Here is a 13440-nt window from a genome sequence, read left to right as displayed (position 1 = left end):
GGAGACAATAAACCTCTTGCGCGATATCCTGACGATTATCGCAGGCATTGTGATCCTGATCCTGGCGATTGCCGTTGCGGCGCCTCCTCTCATGACCTGGGAGGATTACCGCGACACGATCGATGGGATGATTTCGCGTGCCTCGGGAACAGAGGCGCGCACGCAAGGCAGCATCGGTATTCGTCTGCTGCCGGAGCCGAAGATCGTCCTCGACCGGCTGCAACTCGGCGGCAAGACACCGGATTCTCCCACTTTGACGGCCGACAACGTTCTGGCTGAGATCGCGCTTACGCCACTCCTGCGGGGCGAGGTCCGCTTTACGGCAACTCAGATTGGCCGAGCCGATATCCAGGTTCCGGTTTCAGGCAGAGGTGACTGGCGCCTGCCGCCCGATCTCATTTCAGGCAGCGGGCGCAGCCGCGAATGGGCCATCGACAATCTCACTATCGGTCAGCTTCTGGTCACGACGCAGAGGACGGCCACAGGCCACACGAACCAGGCCTTTGCGGAAAATGTCCAGATCGAGGGGCAGAAGCTGATCGGCCCCTGGCGTGTCGAGGGCACGACGGCGGGTGTGCCGTTCCGGCTCGTGACGGGCGAACTGGGCGAGGACAAGACTGTCCAGGTCAAGCTCTCGGGTGGTGGTGACATCTATCCGCGCTTCGATATCGATTCTCGTCTTGCTCTGGATGATGTGGCGGCCGGAAGCACCACTCCGAATGTTTCTGGTAAAGCGAAGATCCTGTTCGGTCCTCCGGCTCAGGTCGCAGCGGCAGGCATTCCCATTCCGATCGCTGTCGAAACTGACTTCAAGACGGCTGATGGCGCTGTTGCGCTAAGTTCAGTCACGTTGGAAGCAGGCGAGGGTGGCGCGAGCCTGCGTATGACCGGCGAGGGCAGCATCGGCATCACCGATCCGCGCATCGCGCTGAAGCTCGAAGGACGGCGGCTCGATGCGGACAGCTTCATTCTGTCCTCGAGCGGTCGGGATTTCGCCTCGCGCGTTAAGGAGTGGTCGCTTCCTCCGATCACCGTTCCCATCGATCTCGATCTCAAGATCGACAGCATCGGGTTGGGACAGGAGGATCTATCCAACGCCAACCTCCGCCTGTCCCTCGAGCGGGGCAAGGCGCGGCTTGATCGCATCGAGTTCAATGCTCCTGGCGAGACGCGGGTGGCGCTCGAAGGTCAGCTCGGTCTGACGACACAGGGCGGCATCGAAGGCAAGGTGGCACTGGCTTCCAACGCATCGGATCGTTTGGCGCGTTATCTCGACCGCATCAAGATCCGCTCGCCTTTCCTCGACGTTCTCGATGGACGACCTGTCGAAGCATCGTCGGATATCGTCTTCAACAATCCGGTTCTTTCGCTCAACCGCATGCGCGTGAAAATCGGCGATGCCGTTACCACCGGTAATCTGCGTTATACTGCGCCCGAAGCCGATGAGCGCGGTAAGCTGGAAGCGCAGGTCGCGGTTCAGAACTTGAACCTCGATCAGCTCCCGCAGCTCTCCAGCGTGTTCGAGGCGACGCAGAATGTCGATGTCGGCTTCATACTCGAGGCGCGCGGTGTCAGCGCGGGCAAGAGCTCGGCGACTGGCCGCATCACGGCACGCATTCTCTCCGATGGCCCGGCGTTGCTGGTCGAGAACCTCGATATTGTGGATCTCGCTGGCGCCAATGCTCGTGTGAATGGACGCATCGCGCCTGATGGCTCCGGCAGCATCACCGGCAAGGTGACGGCACAGCGCGCTGCTCCTCTCATCGATCTTCTCGGCAGCGTGTGGGTCGGCGGAGTCTCCAAGCTCGTGCCGCATTTCCTGCGTGAAGGTGCACTCAATGTGCAGGTGGGAACCGAGCGCGTCGCTCCGCCTCCCGGCTCCACTGAGCTGCGCCTGCGCACGACGATGAAGGGAACGGCGGCAGGTGGCACGATTGAGGGCAGTGTCGATTCTGTCGATGGTCGGACCGAAAATCTCAATCTTACGCTCGCAACGGAGAATACAGGCCGCTGGGTGAACCGCAGCAACATGAAGGGTCTCGATCGTCTGTCCCGGATCGACCTTCGCGGCACGCGTGTCGGCTCCGGCCAGTTCAACGTCACTTTCGCCGGTGAGGTAGCAGGGGCGCAGATTGCAACTCTGCGGCCTTTCTCTCTGAGCGAGAATGACGACGTGGTGGATAGCGGCGAAGCAGAGTTCGTGACGGCCGATGTCACCCCATTCCTGCTGTTGCTGGGCGATGGCGCAGGCGTGAACCCGCCTGTTCCAGTGAAGGCCCGCGTCACGCTTGGGCGCGAACGCGATGCAAGCCGCCTCGATGTGACGGGGCAGGTCGCCGGCAACTCTGTCCAGGCGAGCCTCAATGTCCGCTCTCGTTCGGAGATCGGCGGTGAGGTTTCTCTCGATAGACTTTCGCTGCCGTGGCTCACGGCGGCGCTGGTGCTCAATGTGCCGGGCGATCCCAATGCCACCGCAATCTGGTCCAACGCCACGTTCGGGCAGAGCGGGCGGCTCGTAAGCGGTGGGCAGGTGACGTTTCGGGTTGGCAATCTCGATCTCGGGCGCGGCATCCAGGGCACGCGTGCGAGCTTCACGGTCGAGGCCCAAGCCGACGGCATATCGATCCGCAATATCGACACCAGCATTGGCACTGGTCGTCTCACAGGTTCCACCACCATCACGCGCCAGGGTGCTACGGCGACGGTCGTCGGCGAAGGCGCGCTTGATAGCGTGCCGCTTTGGGCCCTTGTCGGTTCATCGCCCATCGAGACCATACTGTCCGGCAATCTCAGATTCGGCACGGCGGGAGAAAGCACGTCCAAGCTCGTGTCGGCTCTTGGTGGTGCAGGTGATTGGACGATCACGAAGCTGCGCGTGCCGAATGCCGATCCTGCCGTGTTCGACCGTGCGCTCAAGCGCGCCTTGGCCGAGAACGAACCCCTCGTCGAGGGTAAGGCCGAAGCCATCATCAATGCTGAACTGGGCCGTGCTGCGCTCACCGCGCAAACGGTCAAGACATCGGCGGCACTCGTAGGCGGATCGCTGCGGCTCTCGCCTTTCGTGATCGAAAGTGGGCCGTCGACTTGGCAAGGTGGAGTGACGTTCGATCTCAATACGCTGGAACTCGATGCGCGGGGCTCGCTCGTTTCCAGGACATCTCCTGCTGGATGGACCGGCGCTCCGCCGTCCATCGGGTTGAACTGGCGTGGCCCGATTGCCGCTCCTGTGCGCCAGGTGGATGCGGCGCCATTCCGCAACGGACTCGCGGCCATCGTGCTCAAGCGTGAGCTCGAAAAGATCGAAGCTTTCGAGCGCGCTGCCGCCGAGCGGCAGCGCCAGATCCAGGCGCAGCAGGAAGCAGAGCGTCAACGCGCGAGAGCTGTCGCCGAAGAAGCTGCGCGCCAGCTGAGGGCCCAGGCTGAGGCCGAGCGGGCGCGCCGTGAGGCAGAGCGGTTGCAATCCGAGCAACAGCGACAGCCGGATGAAGAGGCGGCGCCTTCGCAGACATCGGCGCCGCCGCTGAATCCACCGGTGGAGCTCGGTGCTCCACCACGCATCTACGGCAATCCTGAACGATAAGTTTTTTCCAGCTTTTCGGTAAGGAGCGCCTCTCTGCGGCTCTCATCCGCGGTCGCGCAGATCCATCAGCACGAAGACACGAATGGCAGAGGAGAGATTCTGCTCTCGGCGTTCGGCGTCGATGCGTCCGATCAGGGCTTGAATGGAAAGTTTCTCGCGCTCGGCGATCTCGCGCAGAATCTGCCAGAACGGTTCTTCGAGAGAAATGCTGGTCCGGTGACCGGCAATCGAGACGGAGCGCTTGACGATGCCGGAGCCCATTCAAGGCTTCTCGTTGTCGTCGCGCTTGTGGAAGTCGAGGCGGCGTTGCGCCAGATCCCGCTCGGCTTTGGTCTGCTCCTTCTCCGCTTTGGTGCGGCCGAAGGTGATGCGGTTCTGCTCGGCGCGGGCCTCTTTCTCGGCCCGCGCCTTTTGCTTGCGCGCCTGGCGCAGATTGACGATCTCAGCCATGGCGCCTGTTTTATTATTCGCCTGGCTGAAGCATCGTCTCGGGACGAACGACAGCGTCGAAGTCCTCAGACGAAACACCGGCCTTGAGGGCCTCTTCCTTCAGCGTCGTGCCGTTCTTATGCGCGGACTTCGCAATTGCTGCGGCCTTGTCATAGCCGATCTTCGGAGCGAGCGCCGTCACGAGCATGAGCGAACGCTCCATCAGCTCCTTCAGGCGATCCCTGTTCGGCTCAATGCCGATGACGCAGTTGTCGGTGAAGCTGATCGCACCATCCGCGAGCAGGCGGATCGACTGCAGCACGGCATTCACGATCACCGGCTTGAACACATTGAGCTCGAAATGGCCCTGGCTGCCGGCGAAGGTCACCGTTGTCTGGTTGCCAGCCACCTGGCAGCACAGCATCGTCATGGCTTCGGCCTGGGTGGGGTTCACCTTGCCGGGCATGATCGACGAGCCGGGCTCGTTCTCAGGCAGCGAGATCTCGCCGATGCCCGAGCGCGGGCCGGAACCCATGAGGCGGATGTCGTTGGCGATCTTGAAGAGGCCAGCGGCGAGGCTTGCCAGCGCGCCGTGCGTGTAGACGAGCGCGTCGTTGGAGGCGAGTGCCTCGAACTTGTTGGTGGCCGAGGTGAAGGGCAGAGCGGTCAGCTCGACGACCTTCGCAGCGAAACGGTCAGCGAACTCGGGGTGGGCATTGAGGCCCGTGCCGACGGCGGTGCCGCCTTGAGCCAGCGCATAGATGCCGGGCAGCGTCTGCTCGATGCGGGCGATGCCGAGGCGGACCTGAGTGGCGTAGCCGGAGAATTCCTGGCCGAGCGTGACCGGCGTCGCATCCTGCAGGTGCGTGCGGCCGATCTTCACGAGGTCCTTGAACGCCTCGGCCTTGTCCTCGAGAGCCTTCAGCAGGTGCTTGAGGGCGGGAAGCAGGCGATCGTTGATCTCGCGTGCCACGGCGATGTGCATGGCGGTGGGGAACGAGTCGTTGGACGACTGGCCCATATTCACGTGATCGTTGGGGTGAACCGGTTTCTTGCTTCCGCGCTCGCCACCCAGGCGCTCGATGGCGAGGTTCGAGAGCACCTCGTTCATGTTCATGTTGGACTGGGTGCCCGAGCCCGTCTGATAGACCACGAGGGGGAACTCGCCGTCGTACTTGCCCTGCACCACGTCGGCGGCAGCCGAGGCGATGGCGTCGGCGAGGCGCGGCTCCAGCTTGCCGAGGTCCTTGTTCACAAGAACGGCGGCCTGCTTCACAATGGCCAGCGCATGGACCAGAGGGAGCGGCATCCGGTCGGTGCCAATGCGGAAGTTCTGGAGGGAGCGCTGCGTCTGTGCGCCCCAGAGCTTGTCGGCAGGAACTTCGATAGGTCCGAAGGTATCTGTTTCGGTGCGGGTTGAGGGCGACATCCTGACCTCTTTCGATGGAGTTGCGTGTTCTTATCTCAAACTCAGGCGCTCGCAACAGCGAAGGCCGCATAACGGGCTTGTAAATTCGGATGACTGACACCCTCGACGCCCCGCTTTTCCGCCCACCGGCCCCCAAGCCACGGACAGAGCCGCTCGGGACCTTGGCCTTTTTGAGAGCCGTCCGCGAAAACCCCCTTGCCACCTGGATGGAGCTGCATTTTGAGGAATTGGTCCTGGCGGGCGAGGGAGCCCTGGGTCATCTGACCGTGGTGCACGACCCGGCCATCATCCGCCGCATCCTCCTCGACAACGCGGCCAATTACCGGAAAGACGACCTCCAGATCCGGATCCTCGCTCCAGGTCTGGGGCGCGGTCTCATTACGGCCGAGGGGGAGGAGTGGAGGCTTCAGCGGCGCACCATCGCGCCGCTCTTTACGCCTCGCAATGTCGGCAGCTTCTTCCCGGCCATGGCAGGGGCGGCAGAGCGTCTCGTCAGGCGCTGGCGAAGGCGCCGGGAGGGCCGCGTGGTCGATGCCTCGCTGGAGATGACCCGCGTGACGCTCGATGTGCTGGAGCGGACGATCTTCACCCATGGCGTACAGCGGGACCCGGACGCCCTCGGGCGGGCCATCACGCGCTATTTCAACAGCCTGGGGCGGGTCGATCCTCTCGATATCTTCGGCTTTCCGGAGTGGATTCCGAGAATAGGCCGCTTGCGTGCCAGACCTGCCATTCGCTTCTTCGAAGAGATCGTCAACGAACTCATCACAGCCCGAAAGGCACTGCTTGCCCGTGGAGAGCCTGCCCCGCGGGATCTGCTGACCCTTCTCCTGGAGGCCTCCGATCCCGAAACCGGCAAGGGCCTGAGCGATATCGAGGTGCGGGCGAATATCGTGACGTTCATCGGAGCGGGGCATGAGACGACCGCCAACGCCCTCTCATGGTCGCTATATCTGCTGTCTCAGGATGAGCAGGCCCGCACCAAGATCGAGCAGGAGGTGGATGAGGTGTTGGGGCAGGGGCCCTTCGAGCCGCATCATCTTGAACGGCTCATCTATACGCGCGCGGTCATCGACGAAGCGATCCGCCTTTACCCGCCTGTGCCGTATATGAGCCGGACTGCCATCCAGGATGAACGGATCGGAGATCTGCATATTCCGGCGGGATCGATGGTGGCGATCTCGCCTTATGTTCTTCATCGGCATCGGAAGCTGTGGGATCAGCCTGACGCTTTCAGGCCCGAGCGCTTCCTGCCGGAAGAGCGGAGCCGTATTGACCGCTTCGCCTATCTGCCTTTTGGAGCTGGTCCTCGGGTCTGCATCGGCGCGAGCTTCTCGCTGCAGGAAGCTGTCATCGTGCTGGCCGCCATCGTCCGGGCGGTGCGGCTCGATCTTGTCGAAGGACATGAAGTGATGCCCCTGCAGAGAATCACCCTGAGACCGCGCGGCGGCCTGCCGATGCGTCTGACACACCGCTCGCCCTGAGCGACAGCAAACATGGCAACCCCCATGTACCGCGGTCATGCCCGGCCGGAGCGCAGCGGAGGGGAGGGGGCACTGCACGGCGCTTGATCGTGGATCTCCTTCCCGGTCCTTTCGGACCGCCGGAGATGACATGGAGCGGGTTCACAGGCGGACAGCGTCGGGAATGAGACAAGGGCGATGTCAAAGAGCCGAGCGGAATCGTCCTCGGGGCGTGAGAGCCATCCGAGGGTGAGCGGTCGAGGGGGCGCGAGGAGCGGTCCGGCTCGATGTCTGAGGTGTAAGCGTGGAACCGAACGGCTCCTCGCGCACGGTTCTTTTAGGCGGACAGGCGAGCTGAGGTTCACCAACTGCCGCAGGCGGACACTGCCCGTCTGAGCAGGCGGCCTGCGACCAGTCCTGAACCCCAAGCCACAGCCTGGGCCTCCCGTCACACGAGCCCGCGTGTGGCTCCTGCACGAGACCGCTCCCGACCCCGCAGCTTACGACGCCTCGCGAGCGCGCCCCTCGGCAGGTCAGCCCGACCATGGCCCAGATTAGGACAACAGTCAAGAACAAAGTGGGAACGTGCGCTGCCGCCGCCATGGCCTCGCGTCAGGCCCGCGCCTGTCGCGGGCATCCCCGTCTTGGGAGCGCTGCGGGTCCAAGACGGGGATCCCCGGCACACGGCCGGGGATGACGGGAGGGTTCACTGGCGATGCGAACAGACGTGAGTGGCCGGAGCTGTCCCTGGATAGTCCGGGGCCGGCCATGACGCGGAGGGTAGACTGGAAGGGGTGAACACGCTTAGCGGGCCAAGGCTGATCCCGGATCAAGTCCGGAGCCGGCCATGACGGAAGGGGCGCTCGGGACTGTATCGGGAGTGAGGGTCAGTTCTTCTTGCGGAAGGCGTCGAGGCTCACGACCTCGGCGGTGCCGGAGGAATTGGCGTCTGCCGCTTCCGGCTTGGGGGCAGGAGCTGCTTCGGTCTGCTCGACCTTGGTGACCGGGGCTTTTGCGGGGCCGGGCTTCTTCTCCGCAGCCGGCGAGGCCTTACGGGGCTGCTTCAACTCCACGGGCTCTGAGCCGCGCACAGGCTGCGGCGCGGGCGGAGCCTCGGCAATCTCGTCTTCCTCCTCGTCCTGGCCGTCGAACTTCAGGCCGAACTGGACGGAGGGGTCGAAGAAGCCAGTGAGCGCATCGAACGGGATGAGCAGCCGCTCGGGAACGCCGGAGAAGGAGAGACCCACCTCGAAGGCGTGCTCGGTGACGTTCAGATCCCAGAACTGATGCTGAAGGACGATGGTCATCTCCTGAGGATATTTTTCGCGCAGGCGGTTCGAGAGCCGAACGCCGGGATAATCCGTCTGGAAGGAGATGTAGAAATGGTGTTCGCCCGGAAGGCCGTCCTTGCCTGCATCGATCAGCACTTTGCGCACGACGCCCTTCAGAGCGTCCTGCACCAGAAGATCGTAGCGGATCAGGTCTTTGCCGGCCATAGGCGGTCCCTATTCAGAAATAGAAGTGGAGGCTTCTGTTGCCAGGTGCCTCCGAACCCCGCCTAACGGTGCTAACCGCTAGGGCTTTGAGTCGGTATTAGGGACCGCGTTACGCAGCCACTGCAACCGGAGCATAGTTGTCGTTGGCAACTATTGAATCGGCCCGATGTCGGCGGAACCATGCCGAGCGAAAGTCTATCCTTTACGCCCTCGTCGATCCTATTTCGCCCCCGCCGAAACCCAAGCTGAGCTTAGGCTTTGGTGGAGGCGCCGGGTACCGCCCCCGGGTCCGATGGGTTTATTCCGATAGCCGTTTATCGCCATAGCCGGTCTTGCGACCGGCATCCCCAATATAGGTGGCGGAGATGGAATTTGAAAGAGCGGGGATAACCCGAAGAGCAGTTAAAAGTGACTCGGAACGGCAGGAGCGCTGCCCTATGATGGGGCAGGAGCACCCCATGCACGCCTATCACGACCTTCTCCGCCGCATTATGGATGAGGGCGTCCGCAAGGACGACCGGACCGGAACCGGGACGATATCCGTCTTTGGCCATCAGATGCGTTTCGATCTGAGCCAGGGCTTTCCGCTCGTCACCACCAAGAAGCTTCACCTGCGCTCGATCGTTCACGAACTGCTCTGGTTCCTGAAGGGCGATACCAACATTCGCTACCTGCAGGAGAACGGCGTCACGATCTGGGACGAGTGGGCGGACGGGAACGGCGATCTCGGCCCCGTCTACGGCAAGCAGTGGCGCTCATGGACGAAGCCCGACGGCGGCACCGTAGACCAGATCAAATGGGTGCTCGACGAGATCCGCCGCAATCCCGATTCCCGCCGCCTGATCGTTTCCGCCTGGAACCCGGCGGATCTCGACAAGATGGCGCTCGCGCCCTGTCACTGCCTGTTCCAGTTCTACGTGGCGGAAGGAAGGCTTTCCTGTCAGCTTTATCAGCGCTCGGCGGACGTGTTCCTCGGCGTGCCGTTCAACATCGCCTCCTACGCGCTGCTCACGCATATGATGGCGCAGGCGACAGGATTGCAGCCGGGCGATTTCGTGCATTCCTTCGGCGATGCCCATCTCTATCTGAATCATCTGGAGCAGGCGCGTCTTCAGCTCTCGCGCGAGCCGCGCGCTCTGCCGAAGCTGAGGCTCAATCCGGCTGTGCGGTCGCTGTTCGATTTCACCTTCGATGACATCGCTATCGAAGGCTACGATCCGCATCCTGCCATCAAGGCTCCTGTTGCGGTTTGACGTGCATGAACAGGCGCGAGGCCATCGAGGGCGCTGTCCGGGTTCTGGCTCCCCGAATCCCGAAGCACGAATTCGAGTCCGTGATGGATCACGCCCTCGGCAGCCGCGGCCTCCATACGGCTTCGCCCGAGACTGCGGCGTGGCTCTCGATCACCTCGTATATCCGCCACAGGCTCACCGACTACGACAACCTGCTCGATGAAGGTTACGACGTGGAAAGCGCCCGCTTCTTCGTGCTTGATGACATGAATGCCATTCTCGAGGAATGGGGATCGCCGCGCCGTGTCCTCGCTGAGGACGAAGCGGATTGAATCCACGACAGTTTCGAGTTTCAGTACAAGCCCAATGACACTGACCATCCGCAAAGCTGAAGAGCGCGACGCGTCGCTCATCCTATCCTTTATCAAGGAACTCGCCGAATACGAGCGACTGGCACACGACGTCGGCGCGACCGAGGACGATATTGCGAAGGCGCTGTTCGGATCGAACCCGCGCGCGTTTGCGGACATCGCCGAATGGGAGGGGAAACCTGCAGGCTTTGCCCTGTGGTTCTACAATTTCTCCACCTTCCGCGGGCGTCACGGTATTTATCTGGAAGATCTCTTCGTCCGGCCAGAGTTCCGCTCGAAGGGCGTCGGCAAGGCGCTGCTGAAGCATCTGGCACGGCGCTGCATCGACGAGAACCTGCCGCGCCTCGAATGGTGGGTGCTCGACTGGAACGAGCCGGCGCTGAAATTCTACCGCTCCATCGGCGCCGTGCCGATGGATGAATGGACCGTGCAGCGCATGACGGGCAAGGCGCTCAACAAACTGGCGGAGGCGTGATGGCGATCCCTCTCATCTTGGTTGTCGCAGTGGCCGAGAACGGCGTCATCGGACGCGACAACCACTTGCTCTGGCGTCTTCGCACGGATCTGAAGCGTTTTCGCGAGCTCACCATGGCCAAGCCCATGATCATGGGTCGCAAGACGTTTGAATCCATCGGCAAGCCGCTGCCGGGGCGTGAGACCGTCGTGCTCACGCGCCATGCCGACTTCTCCGTCCCGGGCGTTCATGTCGCCCATAGCTGGGACGGGGCCGTGGCCAAGGGGGAGGAGCTTGCCAAGGCGATGGGGGCCAATGCCGTTGCCGTCGTAGGAGGGGCCGAAATTTATAAAATCGCCTTGCCGCATGTGCAGAAAATATACCTCACCGAGGTCGCTGCCGCTCCGGAAGGGGACGCGTTCTTCCCACCTATCGACCGTTCATACTTTCGCGAAACGGCCCGGGTTGCCCACCCTAAGGGACCTGATGACGAGCATCCGTTTACCTTTATTGATCTCGAAAGGCGCTCCTGACTTGCCTAAGGTTGACGAACGGCTCTTGAATCCCCAATTCGCAGGCTTGACAGGCGGGACAGGCAAAACCCAAAACCGTCTTAAATTCCCATCGGCTTCCCAGCCGGTCTTTTCAGAGTGAGGAAAGGCGTCCTATGCCTTGGAGTAACCAAAGCGGCGGCGGCGGCCCCTGGGGGCAACGTGGCGGATCAGGCGGCAAGAGTCCGTGGGGCTCCGGTGGCCCGCAAGGCAATGGAAACCCGCCCGACCTTGAGGATATCCTGCGCCGCGGCCAGGATCGCCTGAAGGATTTTATCCCCGGCGGCTCCATGGGCGGCAAGGGGCTCATCCTCCTCGTCCTCGGTGTCGTCGCCATCTGGTTGCTGACCGGCTTCTACACGGTCCGGCCCAATGAGGTCGGCATCAATATGATCTTCGGGGAATACAGCAGCACGAGCGGTGAGGGCCTGCGCTACAACTATCCCTATCCGATCGGCCGGGTGATCAAGCCCAATGTGACCGCGCAGCAGCGGGTCGAGGTCGGCTACCGCTCGACGGCGACCGGCCAGGGCCGCGCCCGTGATGTGATCGAGGAAAGTCTGATGCTTACCGCCGACGAGAACATCGTCGACATCGATTTCGATGCGGTCTGGCAGATCAATCCCGCGCGCCCGCAGGATTACGTGTTCAACCTGCAGAACCCCGACGGCACCATCAAGTCCGTCGCCGAGAGCGCCATGCGCGAGGTGATCGGCCGGCGCAATATTCAAGCCATTCTCACGACCGAGCAGGCGAGTGTCGCCCAGGAAGTGCGCCAGATCATGCAGGGAGCGCTCGATGCCTATGGCGCAGGCGTGCTGATCAACGTGGTGCAGCTTCAGGCAGCCCGTCCTCCGTCCGAGGTCCAGCAGGCCTTCTTCGATGTGAACGCCGCACAGCAGGATGCGGTGCGCGTGCAGAACGAGGCCGAGACCTTCGCCAGCCGCATCGTTCCCGAAGCGCGAGGCGAAGCCTCCCGCACCATCCAGCAGGCGGAAGCCTATCGCGAGCAGTCCGTGGCCGATGCAAGCGGTCAGGCTGCGCGCTTCCGTCAGGTCTATGAGGAATATCGCAAGGCGCCTGACGTCAGCCGCGAGCGTATCTTCCTCGAGACCATGGAGCGTGTCTTCGGCAGCGTCGACAAGATCATCGTCGATCAGAACGGGCAGGGGGTCGTGCCTTTCCTGCCGCTCAACCAAGTGCCGCAATCCCAGAACAGCGGCACCACCAATCAGGGGGCCACGCGATGAATAACCCTGCGCTTCGCACAGGTTTCCTGATCCTTCTGGCTCTGGTTGCCATCGTTCTCTACAGCTCGATCTTCATCGTCCAGCAGACGCAATATGCACTCGTGCTACGCTTTGGTGCCGTGCAGTCCGCGATCTCCGAGCCGGGCTTGAAGTTCAAGCTGCCGCTCATCGACAACGTCACCTATTTCGAGAAGCGGGTGCTCGATCTCGATCTGCCGGTTCAGACCGTCCTGTCCGCCGACCGTCAGAACCTCGAGGTCGATGCATTCACGCGCTACCGCATCAACGATCCGCTCCGCTTCTATCAGGCTGTCGGCAACATCGCTCTTGCCAATCAGCGCCTGCAGAGCTTCACCAACTCCGCCATGCGCAATGTTCTGGCCAATGCCTCGCGTGATGCCATCGTTCGCACGGAACGTGGTGGATTGATGAACCGGATCCAGGAAGACGTGAACCGCCAGGCACGCAGCCTCGGGATCGAGATGATCGATGTGCGCCTCACCCGCGTCGATTTGCCTGCGGCAAACAGTCAGGCCGTCTATCAACGCATGCGCACCGAGCGTGAGCGTGAAGCGGCGGATCTGCGGGCCAATGGCCAGCAGCGTGCTCAAACCATTCGGGCCCAAGCGGAGCGCGAGGCCACGATCATTCGCGCCGAGGCCAACCGCAAAGCTGAAGAGTTGCGCGGCCAGGGTGATGCGGATCGCAACCGCATTCTGGCCGAGGCCTTTGGTCAGGATCCCGAGTTCTTCGCCTTCTACCGCTCCATGCAGGCCTACGAAGCAGGCCTGAAGGGAAGCAGCACACGCCTTGTTCTGAGCCCTGACTCAGACTTCTTCCGCTACTTCAACGGGTCTGCGGGCAGGCCCAATGGAGGCTCTCCCTCAACCCCGGCTCCCCAGCCGGCTCCTGCTCAGTAAGACCTGATGTTGGACTTGATTGCAGCCCTCGGCCTCGCTCTCGCGGTCGAGGGCCTTTTGTTTGCGGCCTTCCCTGATGGAATGCGCCGCGCCATGTACGAGGCCGCGCACAGCCCGAGCGATCAGATGCGTCTTGTCGGCATCGTGTCGGCCTTCGTCGGTCTTGGCATCATATGGCTGGTGCGCTGGTTTGCTTAAGGCAACGGCCCAGCTTCTGCCGCATTCGCCGCTTGAATGACGGGCAGGAACGACAATCTATATCTCA

Annotated in this window: 13 protein-coding genes and 1 other RNA gene; 9 read left to right on the top strand and 5 right to left on the bottom strand. The window is 62.5% G+C overall.

What is annotated here, in order from left to right:
* Window positions 1–16 precede the first annotated feature (16 nt).
* Window positions 17–3580, top strand: coding sequence for an AsmA family protein (locus tag AA309_RS09335; RefSeq protein ID WP_052954595.1), 3564 nt, complete (start codon window positions 17–19; stop codon window positions 3578–3580).
* Between the two features lie 42 nt (window positions 3581–3622).
* Here AA309_RS09335 and AA309_RS09330 read toward each other — a convergent pair whose 3' ends face one another.
* Genes AA309_RS09330 through fumC form a run of 3 tightly spaced genes read right to left on the bottom strand, consistent with a single transcriptional unit; the run spans window position 3623 to window position 5438 of the window.
* The gene (locus AA309_RS09330) at window positions 3623–3841 is read right to left on the bottom strand and encodes a ribbon-helix-helix domain-containing protein (protein ID WP_047188709.1); all 219 of its coding nucleotides are present in this window, start codon (window positions 3839–3841) and stop codon (window positions 3623–3625) included.
* Window positions 3842–4030: a DUF4169 family protein gene (locus AA309_RS09325; protein WP_047188708.1), complete on the bottom strand. Its 189-nt coding sequence runs from the start codon at window positions 4028–4030 to the stop codon at window positions 3842–3844.
* A 13-nt stretch (window positions 4031–4043) separates the two neighbouring features.
* The gene (gene fumC / locus AA309_RS09320; RefSeq protein ID WP_047188707.1) at window positions 4044–5438 is read right to left on the bottom strand and encodes a class II fumarate hydratase; all 1395 of its coding nucleotides are present in this window, start codon (window positions 5436–5438) and stop codon (window positions 4044–4046) included.
* Between the two features lie 89 nt (window positions 5439–5527).
* Between fumC and AA309_RS09315 the strand changes: the two genes are divergently transcribed.
* The gene (locus tag AA309_RS09315) at window positions 5528–6922 is read left to right on the top strand and encodes a cytochrome P450 (protein WP_047188706.1); all 1395 of its coding nucleotides are present in this window, start codon (window positions 5528–5530) and stop codon (window positions 6920–6922) included.
* A gap of 866 nt (window positions 6923–7788) precedes the next feature.
* Here the strand turns inward: AA309_RS09315 and AA309_RS09310 are convergent.
* Entirely contained in the window at window positions 7789–8397 is a 609-nt protein-coding gene (locus AA309_RS09310; protein WP_047188705.1) for an SspB family protein, read from the bottom strand.
* Between the two features lie 24 nt (window positions 8398–8421).
* Window positions 8422–8779: a transfer-messenger RNA gene (gene ssrA / locus AA309_RS32990) on the bottom strand.
* A gap of 76 nt (window positions 8780–8855) precedes the next feature.
* On the opposite strand from ssrA, the gene AA309_RS09305 reads away from it, so the two are divergent.
* The 7 genes from AA309_RS09305 (at window position 8856) to AA309_RS09275 (ending at window position 13373) form a co-directional block, all read left to right on the top strand.
* Complete coding sequence (locus tag AA309_RS09305; RefSeq protein ID WP_047188704.1) at window positions 8856–9650, top strand: thymidylate synthase; 795 nt, start codon at window positions 8856–8858, stop codon at window positions 9648–9650.
* A 5-nt stretch (window positions 9651–9655) separates the two neighbouring features.
* Complete coding sequence (locus AA309_RS09300) at window positions 9656–9961, top strand: DUF2293 domain-containing protein (RefSeq protein WP_047188703.1); 306 nt, start codon at window positions 9656–9658, stop codon at window positions 9959–9961.
* A gap of 34 nt (window positions 9962–9995) precedes the next feature.
* Window positions 9996–10475 carry a GNAT family N-acetyltransferase gene (locus AA309_RS09295; protein ID WP_047188702.1) on the top strand — a complete coding sequence of 160 codons (480 nt, stop codon included), beginning with the start codon at window positions 9996–9998 and terminating at the stop codon, window positions 10473–10475.
* The gene (locus AA309_RS09290) at window positions 10475–10987 is read left to right on the top strand and encodes a dihydrofolate reductase (RefSeq protein ID WP_047188701.1); all 513 of its coding nucleotides are present in this window, start codon (window positions 10475–10477) and stop codon (window positions 10985–10987) included. Before AA309_RS09295 ends, AA309_RS09290 begins: the two co-directional genes overlap by 1 nt.
* Window positions 10988–11121: 134 nt before the next feature.
* On the top strand, window positions 11122–12255 hold the full coding sequence (gene hflK, locus AA309_RS09285; RefSeq protein ID WP_047188700.1) for an FtsH protease activity modulator HflK: 1134 nt from the start codon (window positions 11122–11124) through the stop codon (window positions 12253–12255).
* A complete protein-coding gene (hflC, locus tag AA309_RS09280; protein ID WP_047188699.1) occupies window positions 12252–13175 on the top strand; it encodes a protease modulator HflC in 924 nt (307 codons plus the stop codon). The genes hflK and hflC overlap by 4 nt, the downstream gene beginning before the upstream one ends.
* A gap of 6 nt (window positions 13176–13181) precedes the next feature.
* Window positions 13182–13373 (top strand): DUF2065 domain-containing protein, encoded by a 192-nt coding sequence (locus AA309_RS09275; protein WP_047188698.1) that lies wholly within the window; start codon window positions 13182–13184, stop codon window positions 13371–13373.
* Window positions 13374–13440 lie beyond the last annotated feature (67 nt).

The sequence above is a fragment of the Microvirga vignae genome (assembly GCF_001017175.1).
Taxonomy (GTDB): Bacteria; Pseudomonadota; Alphaproteobacteria; order Rhizobiales; family Beijerinckiaceae; genus Microvirga; species Microvirga vignae.
The sequence above is the reverse complement of the archived record's forward strand: the minus strand, read 5'-3'. Positions and strand labels throughout refer to the sequence as shown.